This window comes from Desulfobacula sp., assembly GCF_030145145.1.
In the GTDB taxonomy this organism is placed as follows: Bacteria; Desulfobacterota; Desulfobacteria; order Desulfobacterales; family Desulfobacteraceae; genus Desulfobacula.
Map to the genome: position 1 here is coordinate 38,619 of NZ_JAQYWD010000005.1, position 17,111 is coordinate 55,729.

Annotated in this window: 16 protein-coding genes; 3 read left to right on the plus strand and 13 right to left on the minus strand. The window is 48.4% G+C overall.

Going from position 1 to position 17,111, the window contains the following annotated elements:
* Positions 1–127 precede the first annotated feature (127 nt).
* Positions 128–709, plus strand: a complete 582-nt coding sequence (locus Q1Q15_RS03600; RefSeq protein ID WP_300456761.1) for a hypothetical protein — start codon at positions 128–130, stop codon at positions 707–709.
* A 49-nt stretch (positions 710–758) separates the two neighbouring features.
* On the plus strand, positions 759–1,931 hold the full coding sequence (locus Q1Q15_RS03605; protein WP_300456763.1) for a pyridoxal phosphate-dependent aminotransferase: 1,173 nt from the start codon (positions 759–761) through the stop codon (positions 1,929–1,931).
* A 47-nt stretch (positions 1,932–1,978) separates the two neighbouring features.
* On the opposite strand, the gene serC is transcribed toward Q1Q15_RS03605, so the two are convergent.
* The 13 genes from serC to Q1Q15_RS03670 all read right to left on the minus strand — a co-directional run bounded on the left by serC (position 1,979) and on the right by Q1Q15_RS03670 (position 15,043).
* The gene (gene serC / locus Q1Q15_RS03610; protein WP_300456765.1) at positions 1,979–3,064 is read right to left on the minus strand and encodes a 3-phosphoserine/phosphohydroxythreonine transaminase; all 1,086 of its coding nucleotides are present in this window, start codon (positions 3,062–3,064) and stop codon (positions 1,979–1,981) included.
* 95 nt (positions 3,065–3,159) lie between these two features.
* Positions 3,160–4,533, minus strand: a complete 1,374-nt coding sequence (locus tag Q1Q15_RS03615; RefSeq protein WP_300456767.1) for a TrpB-like pyridoxal phosphate-dependent enzyme — start codon at positions 4,531–4,533, stop codon at positions 3,160–3,162.
* Positions 4,534–4,585: 52 nt separating this feature from the next.
* Positions 4,586–5,530 carry a hydroxyacid dehydrogenase gene (locus tag Q1Q15_RS03620; RefSeq protein ID WP_300456769.1) on the minus strand — a complete coding sequence of 315 codons (945 nt, stop codon included), beginning with the start codon at positions 5,528–5,530 and terminating at the stop codon, positions 4,586–4,588.
* Positions 5,531–5,646: 116 nt separating this feature from the next.
* Entirely contained in the window at positions 5,647–6,894 is a 1,248-nt protein-coding gene (locus tag Q1Q15_RS03625; protein WP_300456772.1) for a LuxR C-terminal-related transcriptional regulator, read from the minus strand.
* 10 nt (positions 6,895–6,904) lie between these two features.
* Positions 6,905–7,633, minus strand: coding sequence for an AAA family ATPase (locus Q1Q15_RS03630; RefSeq protein ID WP_300456774.1), 729 nt, complete (start codon positions 7,631–7,633; stop codon positions 6,905–6,907).
* A complete protein-coding gene (locus tag Q1Q15_RS03635) occupies positions 7,630–7,938 on the minus strand; it encodes a hypothetical protein (RefSeq protein ID WP_300456777.1) in 309 nt (102 codons plus the stop codon). Before Q1Q15_RS03635 ends, Q1Q15_RS03630 begins: the two co-directional genes overlap by 4 nt.
* A 77-nt stretch (positions 7,939–8,015) precedes the next feature.
* Complete coding sequence (locus Q1Q15_RS03640) at positions 8,016–9,389, minus strand: TrpB-like pyridoxal phosphate-dependent enzyme (RefSeq protein ID WP_300456780.1); 1,374 nt, start codon at positions 9,387–9,389, stop codon at positions 8,016–8,018.
* Between the two features lie 242 nt (positions 9,390–9,631).
* Positions 9,632–10,417, minus strand: a complete 786-nt coding sequence (locus tag Q1Q15_RS03645; RefSeq protein ID WP_300456783.1) for an ABC transporter permease subunit — start codon at positions 10,415–10,417, stop codon at positions 9,632–9,634.
* Positions 10,414–11,283 carry a sugar ABC transporter permease gene (locus tag Q1Q15_RS03650; RefSeq protein ID WP_300456786.1) on the minus strand — a complete coding sequence of 290 codons (870 nt, stop codon included), beginning with the start codon at positions 11,281–11,283 and terminating at the stop codon, positions 10,414–10,416. Before Q1Q15_RS03650 ends, Q1Q15_RS03645 begins: the two co-directional genes overlap by 4 nt.
* Entirely contained in the window at positions 11,267–12,490 is a 1,224-nt protein-coding gene (locus tag Q1Q15_RS03655; protein WP_300456789.1) for an ABC transporter substrate-binding protein, read from the minus strand. Before Q1Q15_RS03655 ends, Q1Q15_RS03650 begins: the two co-directional genes overlap by 17 nt.
* A 10-nt stretch (positions 12,491–12,500) precedes the next feature.
* On the minus strand, positions 12,501–13,445 hold the full coding sequence (locus Q1Q15_RS03660) for an ABC transporter ATP-binding protein (protein ID WP_300456792.1): 945 nt from the start codon (positions 13,443–13,445) through the stop codon (positions 12,501–12,503).
* Positions 13,421–14,395 (minus strand): aminoglycoside phosphotransferase family protein, encoded by a 975-nt coding sequence (locus tag Q1Q15_RS03665; protein WP_300456795.1) that lies wholly within the window; start codon positions 14,393–14,395, stop codon positions 13,421–13,423. Before Q1Q15_RS03665 ends, Q1Q15_RS03660 begins: the two co-directional genes overlap by 25 nt.
* A 108-nt stretch (positions 14,396–14,503) precedes the next feature.
* A complete protein-coding gene (locus tag Q1Q15_RS03670; protein ID WP_300456798.1) occupies positions 14,504–15,043 on the minus strand; it encodes a CBS domain-containing protein in 540 nt (179 codons plus the stop codon).
* 370 nt (positions 15,044–15,413) lie between these two features.
* On the opposite strand from Q1Q15_RS03670, the gene Q1Q15_RS03675 reads away from it, so the two are divergent.
* Positions 15,414–17,099, plus strand: a complete 1,686-nt coding sequence (locus tag Q1Q15_RS03675) for a hypothetical protein (protein ID WP_300456800.1) — start codon at positions 15,414–15,416, stop codon at positions 17,097–17,099.
* Positions 17,100–17,111 lie beyond the last annotated feature (12 nt).

Below are 17,111 nucleotides of genomic sequence, written 5' to 3' on the forward strand. Positions count from 1 at the left end.
AATGTATAGAAGTAGTTGAATTGACAACGATCGTCAAGTTAAAGACAAAGTCAACTTGTGATTTTTTTTATTTTGTGTACACTGGTTTTCGTAAACTATTTTTTACATCAACAAAAGGAGAAAACAGGTGCCATTATCGTTCAGATCTGAGAGCCATGGAAATATTGCCTTTGGCTTTTTCAATATTGAGTCGGATATGCTGCTGTTGGAAAATTATTTCTTTTTTGCCAGTGACTTTTGTCAGTGGATAGGGGAGATGGCAAAAGAAAAAGATAACGGACAAAATGGTTTTCAATATTCCGTGCATTATATTGCCGATCCCGATGATATCGGAGATTTGATGGGGGCCATTTCCGGGGTTCGGTTTCAAGGGTTTATCGGCAGGGTGTATACCCTTTTTCCCTTTCCCGACGATCCCAGCGCCTTCAAGCAGAACCCTGAAGGATATCAAACCCGGAAGCGGGTCATTGCAGAAATTGAAGACTTGTCTGAAAAAACCAGGATCGTCATGGAATTTTTAACGGATGAACAGGTTCGTATCGGCCCCTATCTGTTTGATAAAAAGATCTTCCATGAGTTGATCCTTTATGTGTGGCGGGGCGGTTATCCCCTTTGGAAAAACGAGATACGGCCCTTGTATGTAACAGAAATGAAGAACAGGGTTCAAAAAAGTGGTAACCCCTTTTTTAAAGGCGTGTTCCCATTGTAAAAAAAATGATATATGGTAAAAATTTAATTTAATTTCGGAGGAAAATCACATGCCTATAGCAGATAAAATGGTTAAAATGGTTGAATCAGCGTCCATGATCCGGAAGATGTTTGAAGAAGGGATACGGATGAGAGAAAAGTTTGGTGCCGATAATGTATACGACTTCTCCCTTGGAAATCCGGACGTCCCCCCCCCGGCGGCTGTCAAGGAGGTCCTGCTGAATCTGATTAACAATGAAACGACATCCCACGGGTATATGCCCAATCCGGGATATCCCCATGTCCGCCAGGCTGTGGCAGACCATCTGAACAAAGAATACAATGTGGGGCTCACGTCTGATCTGATTGTGATGACCGTGGGTGCGGCAGGGGCATTAAATGATATATTGCGGGCCCTGATGAACCCGGGTGAGGATATCCTTACACCGGCCCCCTATTTTGTCGGGTATAACCAGTATGCGTATGTTGCTGGTGCAAATTTAAAAACGGTTGCCTCATTCCCTGATTTCCACCTGGACCTGGATGCCATTGAAAAGGCCATTACAGCAGATACACGGGTCCTGTTGATTAACTCTCCCAATAATCCGACTGGTGTCGTTTATACCAGAGAGGAACTGCTGGCATTGGGAAAAATACTGGATGGGGCAAGTGAAAAATTTGGAAAACGGATTTATCTGATTTCCGATGAACCCTACAGAAAAATTGTCTATGGCGTGGAAGTACCCGCCATGTTTGATGTGTATCCCCATACCATTGTATTGTCCTCCTACTCTAAAGAACTCTCCCTGGCAGGCGAGAGAATCGGGTATCTGGCCGTTCATCCTAAAGCCGAAGATGCGGCCATTATTGCAGCCGCTGCAGGCGTAACCAATACCATGATGTACGTCAATGCCCCGGCCCTTTTCCAGCAGGTAGTGGGTCAGCTCCAGGGTGTTACCGTGGATATTGAAATTTACAGAAAACGACGGGATATCTTCAGTGACGGACTTCATGCCGCAGGGTATGAATTTGATATCCCCGATGGGGCATTTTACCTGTTTCCCAAAAGTCCCATCGCTGACGACATAAAATTTGTGGGTATTTTAAAAGACAATCATATCCTTGCTGTTCCGGGAATCGCATTTGGCGGTCCCGGTCATTTCAGGCTGTCCTATGCCGTGCCGGACAAAACCATTTCCGACTCTCTGGAAGGATTTAAACGCGCCATTGACAGTGTGAAATAATTTTTTTTACCCTGCCGCAGCCGTATTCAGCGCGGCAGGGTCATTCCCTATCCGGATGTCTGTTCAAATTGTTTCATAAATGAGATCAGGTCATTGACAGCGGCTATGCCTGTGGCATTATAAATGGATGCCCGGCATCCGCCCACACTCCTGTGACCTTTCAGGCCCCCCAGGTGGTTTTCAATGGCCTTGGCCACAAAGGTTTTTTCAAGACCGTCATCCGGCAGGCGGAAGGTGACATTCATTAAAGATCGGGACCCTTTTTCCGCAGTGGCCCTGTAAAAGCTTGAGCCATCCAGGAAATCATATAGCAGACCGGCTTTTTGACGATTTATCGCATCCATTTTTTCCAGCCCGCCAATGGTTTCTTCCAGCCATTTTAAGACCAGTTGAATCGTATAAATGGAAAAACAGGGCGGGGTGTTATACATGGAATTTTTGTTGGCAAAGGTGGCATAGCTGAGCAGGGACGGGATGTTTTCCGGTACCCGGTCCAGCAGATCCTGCCGGATGATAACCATGCACACCCCGGCAGGTCCGATATTTTTCTGGGCACCGGCATAGATCATGCCGATATGGCTCATGTCCATCGGCCGGGACATGATGTCCGAAGACATGTCGATCACCATGGGGATTTTACCGGTGTCAGGAAGGGACGCAAACTGGGTGCCTTTAATGGTATTGTTGGAGGTCAGATGCACATACGCTGCATCCTGGCTGAAGGCGATATCCCGGGGGATATAGCAGAACTTTTTATCTTCAGAAGAGGCCACAATTGTTATGGGTTTGTTTTGAATCTGTGCTTCCTTAATGGCCTTTGTTGACCAGGTCCCCGTGTTGATATAGTCTGCGCTTTCGCCATTGGACAGGAAATTTAACGGCACCATGCAAAATTGCATGCTGGCACCTCCCTGGACAAAGAGCACCTTATACTGGTCATCTAACTTTAACAGTCGTTTCGTCCGTTCAACAGCATCGTTAATCACATCATCAAACCATTTGGACCGGTGGCTGATTTCGGTAATGGACATACCACTGCCTGCGAAATTTAAAAACGAGTCCTTGATTTCTTCAAGAACGGTCAGGGGCAGGGCGGCAGGTCCGGCATTAAAATTATGGATTCTATCTTGCATGGCATGGGATCCTTATCGGTTGTTTTAATGGACAAAAGGCAAACCCGGATCCTGAATGATGAAACAGGGTCCGGGTTTGCAAACTAAGGAGTTAATCAGGTGGCTTGTCTGGGTTTGGGTAAGGGCTCAAGATCTTTTAATGCCGCATCAATCTGTTCCTGGGGAAGATCATGGTCGGCAAGCTTGCCTCTAAAGTAGTTTTCATAGGCTGCAAGATCCACAAGGCCATGGCCGCTCCAGTTGAACAGGATGGTTTTTTCCTTGCCCTCTTCTTTGGCCTTAAGGGCTTCTCGAATGGTCATTGCAATGGCATGGTTACATTCGGGTGCAGAAATATACCCTTCAGACCGGGCAAAGGTCATACCGGCCTTGAAGGTTTCCATCTGGTGAATGGATTCGGCTCTGATGATGCCATCCAGGACCAGCTGGCTGACAATGGGTGCCATGCCATGATACCGTAAACCACCGGCATGGATGGGTGCCGGTACAAAATTATGACCCAGTGTATGCATGGGCAGCAAGGGTGTCATCTGGACGGTATCTCCGAAATCATAGGCAAAGGGCCCCCTTGTCAGGGTGGGACAGGAGGTGGGCTCCACGGCAATAATGTCGATATCCTTGCCATTGATTTTGTCCAGGGCAAACGGGAAGGAAAGGCCTGCAAAATTACTGCCCCCGCCGGCACTGCCGATGATGACATCAGGATAGTCTCCTGCCATCTCCATCTGTTTCTGGGCTTCAAGGCCAATGATGCTCTGATGGATCATGACATGGTTGAGCACACTGCCCAGGGCATATTTGGTGTTTTCATCGGAAACAGCTTCTTCAACGGCTTCACTGATGGCCATACCCAGACTGCCCGGAGAATCCGGATTTTTTTCCAGGATTGAACGGCCGGCCGCTGTTTCAGTGCTGGGGCTGGCCGTGCAATTGGCGCCCCAGGTCTCCATCATGAGTCGGCGATAGGGTTTTTGATTGTAGGAAATCTTTACCATGAACACCTTACATTCAATGCCAAAGAAGGAACAGCACATGGAAAGGGCACTGCCCCATTGTCCGGCACCGGTTTCCGTGGTGATCTTTTTGGTACCGGCCATCTTGTTATAATAGGCCTGGGCAATGGCTGTGTTGGGTTTGTGACTGCCGGCAGGAGAAACCCCTTCATTTTTAAAATAGATTTTTGCAGGGGTATCCAGGGCTTTCTCAAGGTTGTAGGCCCGGAACAGAGGAGAGGGCCGCCAAATAGCATATTTGTCCAGGATTTCTTCGGGGATATCAATCCAGCGCTCGGTGCTCATTTCCTGTTCAATAAGGTTCATGGGAAAAATCGGGGCAAGATCATCCGGTCCGCAGGGCTGGCCGGTGCCGGGATGAAGAGGGGGTTCCATGGGAGTTGGCATGTCTGCCATGATGTTGTACCATTTTCTGGGCATGTCCTGATCAGATAGCATATACTTTTTGGTCCTCATAACTCCTCCTTTTATTGGGTGAAAAAAAATAGCGGCTCCAAAAGAGCCGTTATTACTTTTGATTAACGATATTGGGGGCATTGCCGGTTAGCAGATAATCCACCATCTGGGTGGCCACATCCCGGGCCACATTGTCCTGGGCCTCATGGGTGGACGCCCCCAGATGAGACGTGCAGATGAAATTGTCCAGATCCATCAGACAAATCTTTCCCGGGGGTTCGGTGACAAATACATCAAGGGCGGCTCCGCCAAGGTGGTTTGATACCAAAGCCTCATGCAGGTCGTCTTCATTGATAATGCCACCCCTGGCACAATTGATCAGCATGGCACCCTGTTTCATTTTATAAAGGGTTTCCCTGTTGAACAGATTGGTGGTTTCAGGTGTTTTGGGTGTATGAATGGAGATATAGTCTGATTCTGCCAGTATTTCATCAAAAGAGACATGGCGGATGCCGAGGCGTTCGATGCTGTCATGATCCTGATACGGATCACACCCGATGACTTTCATTTTAAGCCCCATGGCCCGCTCGGCCACCAGACTGCCGATGTTGCCGATACCCACAAGCCCCAGGGTCTTGTTGTATATTTCCCGGCCCCGAAGATTTTTTTTCTCCCATTTACCGTCTTTCAGGGTGGCGGTTGCCCGGGGGATATTGCGCGAAAGGGCCATGATCATGGCAATGGTGTGTTCTGCCGTTGTAATGGCATTGCCCAGCGGTGTGTTCATCACGGCAATGTCGGCCCGGGTGGCGGCGGGGATGTCGACATTGTCCAGTCCAATGCCGGCCCTGCCGATGACCTTGAGGTTTTTTGCCTTGGCAAGCATCTCCTCCGTTACTTTTGTTTTGCTTCGAATGGATAAACCATGGTAGACCCCGATGATGTCTTCAAGCTGGGATGGGCTTAAATCGGTTTTTACATCAACTTCAATGCCCGGGGTGTTTTTGAAAATTTCAATGCCCACGGTGGAGAGGGGGTCACTGACAAGTACTCGCATGATAGTCCTCCTTTATTAATGGAAATTAATAAAAAAATACTGTTCATTTTGTATATGAGGATTAAAAAAGGACGTCAAGGCTGTAAAAATGGTGATAAAATAGTGGTAAAAAATAACTATTCTTCCAGGGAAAGCAGGTAGGAGCGCAGGTTTTTGGGTTTGTTTTTTAACCCCAGTTTTGTCCGTATTTTATACCGATGCGATGTAATGGTATTGAAAGATACATTCAGGCTTTGGGCAATTTCCTTATTGGTGACCCCCTCTTTTACAAGTGTTGCCACTTTGATCTCCATGGGTGTCAGGTTCAGGTATGTGGATGACAGTTTGCTGATCAAAGGGGAGGTGATGTCATGGATGTTTTTTTCAAGCCGGTCCAGAAGAACTTGCTGTTCATGGCTTATGCTTGTTTCTCCAAGTTGTTTAAGATAGGGCAGAATAGAGTGTTTGATGTTGATTAAAAAACTTTCTTTATCTGCTTTCTCTTTTTGTTCCATCTGTTTTAACATCACTTTTAAGGCGATATTGGCTTCCTCAAGTCCTTGATTGGCCTTTTTCAGTTTGTCGGTTCGTCGTTGAATAACCTGTTCAAGATGGGCCTTGTGATTCCTTAAGTCGTCTTGAACGCGTTTTCGCTTGAAGAATTCAGGAATATCTATTTTTTTATAATGTTCGTATTTGATATAGGCTTTTTTACTGTAGTTGTTGATATACTGCTTTATTTTTGATGGGGGCGCCATAATAAACCGGCAGTGCCGGTCGCCTTTTGCCCGGCATTCGATTTCTGCCGTGACAAGGGAGACACCAAAGCTTTCTTCACACCAGCCGGATGAATATCCGGCATTCATAACACAAACCGGAAACTTTGTTTTCTTGCCCTGGTCCAGCCATGACTGGGCTTCAAAAGAATACGGATGATCATAAATCAGATAAAAATTTTCGTCCGGTGTGGGTTTGGACAGGGGATGTATTTTTACGGAAGCCCACCCGGTATAGGCAAAATGGACCGGTCCTGCTGACAGCTTTTCAATGGGGTCCGTCACCTTCATTTTGGAGAAAAAGCTTTTAGCATCGGCCTTTCCAATGGAATGGGCAATATCAAAAAGAAAATTGAACGACAGGTTTCTGGCTTCTTCCTCCCCCCGGTCTTTATACAAAAGCGCCATCATGTCAAAGAATTCGTTTGACAAGGATGCCGCCCGGATAAGGATATACCGCTCACCTGAAAATTCGATGAGCCCTTTTTCAGGGTCTGACTGGGCCACGGAAAAGTAATGTCTTACATAATTCTGGGCGGTGAGAAATACCTGATGGAAATTATCGGGCACACTCACCGTATTCAAGGCCGTGTCGGAAGGAATCGTCATTCTAATTCCATCAGTCAGGGTCGGGTTCTATGAATTTTTCAGGATGATTCATAAAATTTTTATAAAGTTGATAATATTCGGTATCTTTATACGTTATGGGTTCAATTCTGGGGGTGTCAAAGCTGTAAATCCGAGAGTGTGGACAGGCCAGCAAAAAAGGGGAGTGGGTGGCAATGATAAATTGCGCATGACCCTGTCGCTGAATTTTGATTAAAAGGTTTAACAATTCAATCAAAGAAGAGGGACTCAGAGCCGTTTCCGGTTCATCCAGAAAGTATATTCCCTTGATGGTGTATCTGGATTGGAAATAGGACATGAGCGACTGACCATGGGATTGGGTGATCAAAGATTTCCCGCCGAAATAATTGAGCATGGCCGCATCATTAAGTGCCCATTCTTCAAGGTTTTTTGCGAAATGGGAAAAAATCTGGGACCCGAAGAACGATCCGGGTACCGGCGCCGTTTCCCATTGAACGGAAATGGTTTTGTACAGGTCCTCTTCATAGGGATTGTTCTCATATCTTAAGTTGAATTCACTTTGCCAGATATGGATACCGCATCGAATGGCCAGGGCTTTAAGCAAGGTTGATTTGCCTGTACCATTTTCACCGATAAAAAAGGTAATGGGCGTGTCAAAGGAAAGGGTGTCCGTGTCTTGGAAGATCTTCAGATGAAAGGGATAAAAATCCAAAACAGGAAATTTATCCGAATGGATATTTACCTGTTTTAAATAGATCATTTTTCTTGTCCTTTTCTTTGTTTGGCTTGTTCAATCAAATCAAACAATGACAGTATTTTGGGTTTCCCTTGGTTCAAGAAGGCCTTTTTAAAGTCTTCTTCTGTCAATTTGCGCATGAGATAGTCATGGACATTAAAGCGGGTATGCCAGCAGTCCAGGGTTTTAAAACAGGGAAGCCCATTGTTTTCAGAGCGGCAATAGGGAAAATTGATTTCATGTCCAAGCCGTGGACATCGGATGGTGACCTCATCTTTCGGGGGGTCTGACGGAAGTGCATCGGGATTTTTGTTTGTGTCTGTATCCATTTTATATGTGCCCCTTATAATTGGCCGCAGCCGTTAGTGTCAGATCCAAAGACGGGTGCGGCTGGTTAAATTTATTTTCAGGTTGCCTGCCTGGGTTTGGGTAAGAATTCAAGGTCTTTTAAGGCTGCATCAATTTGTGCCTGGGGCAGCTCATGATCAGACAATTTACCCCTGAAATAAGATTCATAAGCAGCCAGATCCACAAGTCCGTGACCGCTCCAGTTGAACAGGATGGTTTTTTCCTTTCCCTCTTTTTTGGCCTTAAGGGCTTCTTTGATGGTCATGGCAATGGCATGGTTGCATTCAGGTGCAGAGATATAGCCCTCGGACCGGGCAAAGGTGAGCCCTGCCTTAAAGGTTTCCAGCTGCTGAACAGATTCGGCCCGGACAATACCATCCAGGACCAGTTGGCTCACAATGGGTGCCATGCCGTGATATCTCAACCCCCCGGCATGGATGGGTGCCGGGACAAAATTATGCCCCAGTGTGTGCATGGGCAACAAGGGTGTCATCTGGACGGTGTCTCCGAAATCATAGGCAAAGGGTCCCCGGGTCAAGGTGGGACAGGATGTCGGTTCCACGGCAATAATGTCAATATCCCTGCCGTTTATTTTATCCTGGGCAAAGGGCATGGCAAGACCGGCAAAATTACTGCCGCCACCGGCGCTGCCAATAATAATATCGGGATAATCGCCGGCCAGTTTCATCTGTTTTATGGCCTCAAGGCCGATAATACTTTGATGGATCATGACATGATTTAACACACTGCCCAACGCATATTTGGCGGTATCATCGGCGACGGCTTCTTCCACTGCCTCACTGATGGCCATGCCAAGACTTCCCGGAGAATCGGGGTCTTTTTCAAGAATGCTTCGGCCGGCCCTTGTTTCCGTGCTGGGGCTGGCCGTACAATTCGCTCCCCAGGTTTCCATCATCAATCGGCGATACGGTTTCTGATTGTAAGAAATTTTAACCATGAACACCTTACATTCAATCCCGAAAAATGAACAACACATGGAAAGCGCGCTGCCCCACTGGCCGGCCCCGGTTTCAGTGGTGATTTTTTTTGTACCGGCGACTTTATTATAATAGGCCTGGGCAATGGCCGTGTTGGGCTTATGACTGCCGGCAGGGCTGACGCCTTCGTTTTTAAAATAAATTTTAGCCGGTGTATCCAGGGCTCTCTCAAGGTTATAGGCACGATACAGGGGGGATGGCCGCCAGATGGCATATTTGTCTAAAACTTCTTCCGGGATGTCAATCCAGCGTTCGGTGCTCATTTCCTGTTCAATCAGGTTCATGGGAAAAATCGGGGCAAGATCATCCGGCCCGCAGGGCTGTCCGGTTCCGGGGTGAAGCGGCGGTTCCATGGCCGTTGGCATATCCGCCATGATGTTATACCATTGTCGCGGCATGTCTTGATCCGGCAATACATATTTTTTGGATTTCATAAGCCCTCCTTGCTCGAGGTTAACGTAATGCGTTAAAAACAATAGCGTGTATATCTAAAGTACAGTCATTGAATATGTCATGCCTACAAATGGAACAGGTTTGACTTTATGTCAATTTATTTATGGGAATAAACCGGTCAAGTCAAGCACTAAATAATGGGTTATGGCATCCCTCCGGACCGGAATCAATGCGGGTTATGTCGACGATTATCGCAAGTGAATGAAACACGGCATACGGGTTTTCAGATCATCCCCTTTTTTCGGTAGGCCTGAACCAAAATCGTATCAATGACCAGGAACAGCACAATGGGCAGACATAAAAAAATTAATGTCAAGATGGCGGCCAGGGATCGATTGGATGAATTGAGCAGGGGAAACAGGGTGCCGGTGAAGGAGTCTACACTGCCGCCGCCGATGAGAAAGACCAGGAAATATTCGGAAAATGCCACCAGGAAGACCACGCTGCCTCCGGCAATCACTGCCGGCATGAGCAGCGGCAGTTCTACCTGCAGCAGTATGGACATCGTTCCGGCACCCAGGTTTTCAGCGCAGAGCCGATAGTCTTTTCCCATGGTTTGAAATCCCGCCACCAGGGACCTGAACATATAGGGGTAGCTGAACATGGCCAGGATGAGAACAACTCCGGCCAGGGTGTCTGCCAGGGAAAATTTGATAAACAAAAAATGGAGGCCCATGGCAAAGGTCATGGGGGGAACCAGGGCTGGTGCCAGGAGCAATCCTTCCAACAGGGCTTTGCCCGAAAAGTTGCTCCTGGCAAAGACTGCGGCCGGAAGCAGGCACATCAGCAGGGTGGTCAGGACTGTGAGCAGGGAAAAGAGGCAGGAGGATCCCAGGGACATCAGGATTTGGCGTTGATGCTGGGCCAGATAGATCAGGCCCTTGATGCTGAAATCGGCCGGCCAGACATCCGGGAACCGCCACCCCGGGGCCAGGCTGACCAGGGCCAGTACAACCACGGGCAGAGCAAACAGCAGTATCAGGACCAGAAATGTGGCAGCATGTTTCATAGTTTTCGGACCCCGGATTCCAGGCGGTTGACGATTTTGGAATAGGCGATAATGAAAAGCACGGCAAAGCAGAACATGATGACCAGAATTGCCATGGCTTCGGGGCGCCGGGCAAGGTCATGTTTGAAATACAGATTGTAGACATGGATGCTCAGCATGCCGGGTCGGCTTTCGCTTAAAACGTAAGGGATGTCAAAGGCCCCGAAACTGTAAAGGAATAGAATGATAAAGCCGGTGTGCAATGCCGGGGCCAGGCGGGGCAGAACAATGGTAAAAAAAATCCGCAGACCCGATGCCCCGAGCATGGTCGCGGTTTGAATCTGGCGAACATCAAATCTGAACAGCAACGCCATGACCAGCAGCATGGAAAAGGGCGTGCCTTTGAGGGTGTAGGCCAGGATCATTCCGATTCCCCAGCCGGAATACAGCAGGTTGGGAAAGTCGTGAAGGGTCTGGATAACCCCCAGCCAATGGGCCACCGAAGCCACGATGCCCGACGGACTCCAGAAAATCAGGATCACAAAGGCCACAGAAATATGGGGCAGGATCAGGGGGATTTTGTAAACCAGTGAAGCCGTGGCCAGTTGTCTGGGTAGCTGCCAGACCCGGTAGGCCAGGATTGTCCCGGTTATCACGGCCAGCAGGGCTGATACGGCCGCTACCCCCAGAGAAAAGAAGAATGAGGCAAAAAAGGCTGGATCGGCCAGCAGCTTGGCATAGGCATCCAGTGCCCCGCCCTCATGGGGCAGCGGGGTCAGGATGCCGAAAGACTGGCAGACCGTCAGGAATACCCCGCCGCAGAAAAGGACCAGGTAGGGCAGTATCAAAGGGCTGAGCCTGAGGCAGTGCTTAATTGTCCAGGACATGTTCCTTCCAGCCCTGCTCCAAAGCCTCCAGGTAATCGGATGGTATTTCCGGCACGGCCACGGGATTCAGCGTATCTGATCCCAGCGTGGCCGGGCCAAGGTCCACGGATTGAAATTGTTTGCGTTCTTTCGGGTTCAGCCGCTTGAGATCCAGGGCGGGAAAATCGCCCCATTTGTCCGGATGGTATTTGGACAGCTGGGCATCCATGGAAATGAGGAAGTCGGCTAACACCATGGCACCTGCTTTATTGGGCGCATTAAACGGAATGGCAGTAAAATGGGTGTTGTAGATGGAACCGTCTTTCATCACAAAGGTTCGGACGCTTTTGGGATAGCTGCCTTCCAGGATTTTGTTCTGGGCGTGGGACGGATGATAGGACATGCCAAAAGCCACTTCTCCCCGGGAGAAAAGGGTATCCAGAAAAGCGCTGTCCTTGGGATAAGTCTGCCCTTTTTGCCATAAAAAGGGTTCGATTGCGTTGAGCCAGTTCCAGAGCAGGGGTGCTTTTCGTGCAAACAGGTCCGGGTCCCAGCCGGACAAATATTGTTCATGGCCGCCGGTGACAGCGTAAAACAGTTGTCTGATAAAGGCGGAACCCGTGAAATCCGGGGGTTGGGGATAGGTGAAACTGCCGGGGTTGGCCCGGATCCATTCGTTTAATCCGGTGATGGTCTGGGGGGGGGCGCTGACAGCTGCCGTGTCATATTCAAAGACAAACTGGGCCCTGCCGTAGGGCGCTTCATATCCCTCCACGGGATAGCCGAAATCATGGGCCATGCTTTCGGGATCCACATACTTTCGGATGTTGGGCAATTGTTGAGCAAAGGGCCCGAACAGCAGTCCGGCTTCCTTGGCATTTTTAAAATTTTCCCCGTTGATCCAGAGCAGGTCGATGTTGCCGGTTTTTTTCCCGGCAGCCTTTTCATTGAGCAGTTTATTGATAAAGATCCCGGCGTCCATGGGGACCCTTACCAGATCAATATCGTATCGTTTTTTCATCTCTCCTGCCACATAGGTATCCACCCAGGCATTGACATGGGCCCATCCCCCGAACATGTACCATCTGACCTGATGGTTCCGGGCCTGTTCGGCAATTTGTTGGAAAGGGATCTGTAATAATGAATCCTCCGTGTTCTTGGCCGCTGCCGGACCCGGCAGCATGAAAAGAATCCAGAAGGCGATGAGGGCAATGTGTTTTTTTAGCATGTTGGCTCCTTTAAAGGGAAGTAAGTTTCAGCGTTACCTGCTGGCCGGTCTGGTACCGGTCATCATGGCTGTACGCTGTGTAGGTGTGGTTTCCAATACTTATGGTATAGGCGGTGTAGTGACCGGCAAAGGCTTTTTCCCGGATGCGGCCGGGGCCGTCCCGGCCAGGGTGTATGGCAAGATTCTCGGGCCGGGCCAGAATCTGTTCGGAGCCCTTGCCGGCGATCTGGAACAGGGCGAACTGGTGTTCCGGAATGATGTTCACCGGGCCTAAAAATTTTGCCACATCCAGGGATGCGGAATTGAAATAGACCTTTCTGGGGGTATCAAACTGCTGGAGGCGTTTGTCCAGTAGAATACCAATGCGGTCGGACATGGCAAAGGCTTCTTCCAGGTCGTGGGTGACACTGATGGTGGGAATACCGAATTCCTGCTGGGTTTTCCGGATAAACCGGGCCGTTTCCATTTTCAGATTCCGGTCCAGGTTGGCAAACGGCTCGTCCAGGAGAAGCACTGCCGGGCTGACGATCATGGCCCGGGCAATGGCCACCCGCTGGCTTTGCCCGGCAGACAGCTGGGCTGGATATTGATCCCCCTGTTCGGTCAGCTGAAAATAGACGAGCATTTGCTCCACTTGTTTTCGGATCTCGTTTTTTCCCAGGTGTCGGGCGTTTAAGCCAAACCCGATATTGTCTCTCACCGTCATGGACGGGAACAGCACATAGTCCTGGAAGACAATAATGACCGGGTGCGCCCGGGTGGGCGGACGGGAAAAAACCACCTCTCCATGGTCGGGTTTGTCCAGTTGGGCAATGATCTTGAGCAGGGTGGTTTTCCCCACCCCGGAAGGTCCGACAATGGACACCAGCTCCCGGGGGCCGACATCAAAGTTGATATCCTTAAGAACGGTCCTTTTCCGGAACCGTTTGGTTATATGACAGAGTTTAAGATCCATGGGATATCGGAAAGATATTGATTTATTTTGGCAAAGGTATCCGTGTTCTGCAGGGGGCGGTCAGTATGGGTATATTCATACCAGGCCATGAAACACCAGGACAGGGCTCTCAGCAGGATGGTTTTCTCCATTACCCGGGTCTTTTGAATCATGACATCCGGGTCCATGTCCGGGCAGGCCTCCCGGTGGTAGGCCGTAAGAAAATATTTTTTTTCATCCAGGGTCAGGCGAAAATCACTTTTCCAGAGGGTGGTGGTGGGGACCATGAAATGGCCCAGATCCTGGTAACGATAAGATTCCACTGCTTTTTCCCAGTCCACGAGATATGCCCCGGCATCGCTGACAAGAAAATTACCGGAATTGACCTCGGTATTGACCAGACAGCGGGGTTCGTCGGCAAACAGGGTCCGGGTCTCGTCGGCCAGGGACAGGATGGTATCATAATAGGTCCGGATGAGATCCCGTTCTTTTACCAGGGGATGATCGGGAAAACGGTTGAGCAGGTCTTTGCTCTCCCGGGCAATATCCATCACCGGATCAGCCTGGACCACCAGGCCCCGGGGTAGGGGGGTCGTATGAACCCGGGCGAAGATATAGGCGGCTTTGTCCAGATCCCGACCATAGTCCAGGGCCTTGCCGGGCAGGTAGGTCATGAGCAGGGCGCCCCCGCCCAGGGGCTCCGGGTGGGGATGGCAGGCAATGGGCTGTGGGGTAACCCCGGAACTGGACAGGGCCTTGAGTACCCTGTATTCGTAAGTAATCTGGTCCGTTCCCAGGCCGAGTTGACTGCCGTGGTTGATACGCAGGACAGTGGAACCGGTACCGCTTTTGACGAGATAGTTGGCATTGTACTCCCCGGCTGCCAGGAAGGACACGGAAAAAGGCCCTTTGACCCAGCCTGAGGTTATAAGGAAATCGGTTATTTTTTCCAGTTTGTCTGGGCCTGTCATGATGTCGCCGGGCTCCGGGTCAGTTTACCTGTTTCATGTGTTGAACCATGCCAGTTGCCGATTCTATACCATTTTGTCCGGTATTTGTATTTTTTTTGGGGTGCCGGGTTAAATGCTGCAAGCAAGTATATGGTCCCTGACCACTTTGTAAAGGTCTTCAAATCGAAGCATGCCGGTCACCTGGTCTTCTTTTTTGACAATCAATGGCTGGTGAACGCCCATAACATATTCATGGAGTGCCTTTTCCAGAGAATCGGTTTCCTGGACATATTCATAGCTTTCCGGTATATGCATTAATTCGGAAATTTTTATGCCGCTGCCCCTTTCACACAAAGTCTTCACCGGCTCCAACCAGAGGTCAAAATCTTTAATGGCTTTTAGCACATAGTCTTTTGTCAAGGTCCCGTTGGTATAGTTAATATTGAGTTTTTTATAATTGGGTTCCAGGGATCTGAAAATATCAATCATCGTGACCTTTCCCTTGAACTCACCCGTATCATTCACTACAATCAGATCCTGATGAACCGGTTTTGATGAGGTCTTACCCGTTTCGAGTATTTGGAAAACATCATATAACGTCTGATCCTCTTTTATCGTTGCATAGTCAGAGATGGACGTCATAATGTCCTTTATAAGAATATTTCGCATAGATCCTCCATAATATTTTAGGGTTACGCCATTGTGGTCATGCGGTAGAAATAAGACGATAATCATATTCTGTTTATGCCTTAACGATACGTCAGCTTAGTCTTCTTGTCAAAGCAAAAATAATGAAGGATGAATGGATGAGTCATTTGTCAGAACCCCTTCGAGCAACTTTGATTCTTTCATCTTCAGCAGTTTTTACTTGAATATCACTCTGAGAATAGATAAAAGATATAAAGTCAAAACGATACCGGTTTGGACCAAGGACAACAGAAAACAGATGCCGACCCCGTCCTTTAAAGCTGAAGACCGAAAGCGTTAAATGATAATGTTGCTTTTGAAATATGAACAACCGAATTAGGAGATGGTATCAATGATTCCCCGCATTATTTTTATGGTTCTTTTTTTTTATTTTTCCAGTTCTGTCCTTGCCGATGATACCAAAATGGATGCCCCTGCTTTAAGCCTGGAACAAGAAGCTGCTGAACCAAAAAAAGAGATGAACAAAAATGAAACGTCTCTGAAAATGCTTCATTCTATTGCCGAACTGAAAAAAACGCTGAATAAAAGAATCAGCGAGAAACATCAGACGTTGAAGAAAAGTAGTTCCAGTGCGGAAAAGGAAGCGTTAAATATTGAATTGAAAAAACTGGACAAGCAGCTCAATGATTATCGTATGGATTTTGAGCGCATTGCCACGGGCATCGATGTGGGGCTGTTTGCTGAAAAAAAAGCTGAAAAATTTGATTGGAAAAATGAACTGGTTCGTTTGATTGAGCCCGGCATCAAAGAAATAAAGCGGATGACGGTCAGGGCAAGATACAAAACAAAATTAAAAGATGAGCAGTCTTATTACCAGGATCTGGTGCCGGTTGCCAAACAGGCAGTGGACAATATTACCCTGCTCATGTCACAGTCAACAGACAGGGAATTGAAAACAAAATTAAAAGCACTTTTGCCGGAATGGCAAAATGTTGAAAAACAGATTCAAAGCAAATTGGAAATCGTGAGCATGCAGCTGGTGGAAATGGAAAACGAAGAAAAATCCATCATTGAAACTTCCCAGACCTCCATAAAGAATTTTTTTCGTACCCGGGGATTGTTTCTCTTTATTGCCATGATGTCGTGTCTGGGCGTTTTCCTTTTTTTACGGGTTTTCTCCAGGGCCCTTGTTCGGTTTATCCCTGGCTACACGTCAAAATACAGGCCGTTTCATGTCAGGGTGATCAACCTCCTTTTCAGAATTCTTGCGGTATTGTTAACCCTGTTTGTCCTTGTTTTTGTGTTTTATGTGGTGGAAGACTGGGTATTGCTCAGCTTGACCATTATTTTTATTATGGGGATGGGGTGGGCTGCCAAGCATACCCTTCCCCAATACTGGCACCAGAGCCGGCTGATGCTGAATATTGGCGCTGTCAGGGAAGGGGAACGCATACTTCTTCATGGCGTACCCTGGCTTGTGAAGAATATCAATTTTTTCAGCGAACTTGAAAATCCTTATCTGGGTGTCAAGTTACGGCTGCCCATTGAGGAATTGCTGAATAAGACATCCCGGCCGTTCCACAAACAAGAACCCTGGTTCCCCTGTAAGCGAAACGATTGGGTCATCCTTGCCGACGGTACCCGGGGGGTTGTCACAAACCTCTCCCACGAGATGGTGGAGCTGGTTCAGCGTGGTGGTTCTCATAAAACCTATCAGACAAGTGATTTTCTGGCCTTGTCCCCCTTGAATATTTCCGTCAGTTTTCGTCTGAAAATTCCTTTTGGCATCAGCTATGATCTTCAGAAAGACTCCACCGGCAGCATCCTTGAGATATTGCACACCTACATTGACGACCAGATTGAAAAAGAGGGCTATAAAAAGAGCCTGTCAAATCTCAGGGTGGAGTTTAGTCAGGCAGGCGGATCATCCCTTGATATGGTGGTGATTGCCGATTTTAAAGGGGATATGGCACCCCTGCACCAGCGGTTGTCCCGGGCCATTCAACGGTGGTGCGTGGATGCCTGTACCCTCAACAACTGGGAAATTCCCTTTCCCCAGCTGACCATTCACAAATAAAAGCAGGACAGG

Excerpts from the sequence above, each read along its gene's own strand:
- Q1Q15_RS03625 (WP_300456772.1), bottom strand. The coding sequence starts at position 6,894 with ATGACGATTCCTTCCGACACGGCCTTGAATACGGTGAGTGTGCCCGAT.
- Q1Q15_RS03615 (WP_300456767.1), bottom strand. The coding sequence starts at position 4,533 with ATGAGGACCAAAAAGTATATGCTATCTGATCAGGACATGCCCAGAAAA.
- Q1Q15_RS03655 (WP_300456789.1), bottom strand. The coding sequence starts at position 12,490 with ATGCTAAAAAAACACATTGCCCTCATCGCCTTCTGGATTCTTTTCATG.
- Q1Q15_RS03605 (WP_300456763.1), top strand. The coding sequence starts at position 759 with ATGCCTATAGCAGATAAAATGGTTAAAATGGTTGAATCAGCGTCCATG.
- Q1Q15_RS03635 (WP_300456777.1), bottom strand. The coding sequence starts at position 7,938 with ATGGATACAGACACAAACAAAAATCCCGATGCACTTCCGTCAGACCCC.
- Q1Q15_RS03650 (WP_300456786.1), bottom strand. The coding sequence starts at position 11,283 with ATGTCCTGGACAATTAAGCACTGCCTCAGGCTCAGCCCTTTGATACTG.
- Q1Q15_RS03670 (WP_300456798.1), bottom strand. The coding sequence starts at position 15,043 with ATGCGAAATATTCTTATAAAGGACATTATGACGTCCATCTCTGACTAT.
- Q1Q15_RS03645 (WP_300456783.1), bottom strand. The coding sequence starts at position 10,417 with ATGAAACATGCTGCCACATTTCTGGTCCTGATACTGCTGTTTGCTCTG.
- Q1Q15_RS03620 (WP_300456769.1), bottom strand. The coding sequence starts at position 5,530 with ATGCGAGTACTTGTCAGTGACCCCCTCTCCACCGTGGGCATTGAAATT.
- serC (WP_300456765.1), bottom strand. The coding sequence starts at position 3,064 with ATGCAAGATAGAATCCATAATTTTAATGCCGGACCTGCCGCCCTGCCC.
- Q1Q15_RS03665 (WP_300456795.1), bottom strand. The coding sequence starts at position 14,395 with ATGACAGGCCCAGACAAACTGGAAAAAATAACCGATTTCCTTATAACC.
- Q1Q15_RS03660 (WP_300456792.1), bottom strand. The coding sequence starts at position 13,445 with ATGGATCTTAAACTCTGTCATATAACCAAACGGTTCCGGAAAAGGACC.
- Q1Q15_RS03630 (WP_300456774.1), bottom strand. The coding sequence starts at position 7,633 with ATGATCTATTTAAAACAGGTAAATATCCATTCGGATAAATTTCCTGTT.
- Q1Q15_RS03640 (WP_300456780.1), bottom strand. The coding sequence starts at position 9,389 with ATGAAATCCAAAAAATATGTATTGCCGGATCAAGACATGCCGCGACAA.
- Q1Q15_RS03675 (WP_300456800.1), top strand. The coding sequence starts at position 15,414 with ATGATTCCCCGCATTATTTTTATGGTTCTTTTTTTTTATTTTTCCAGT.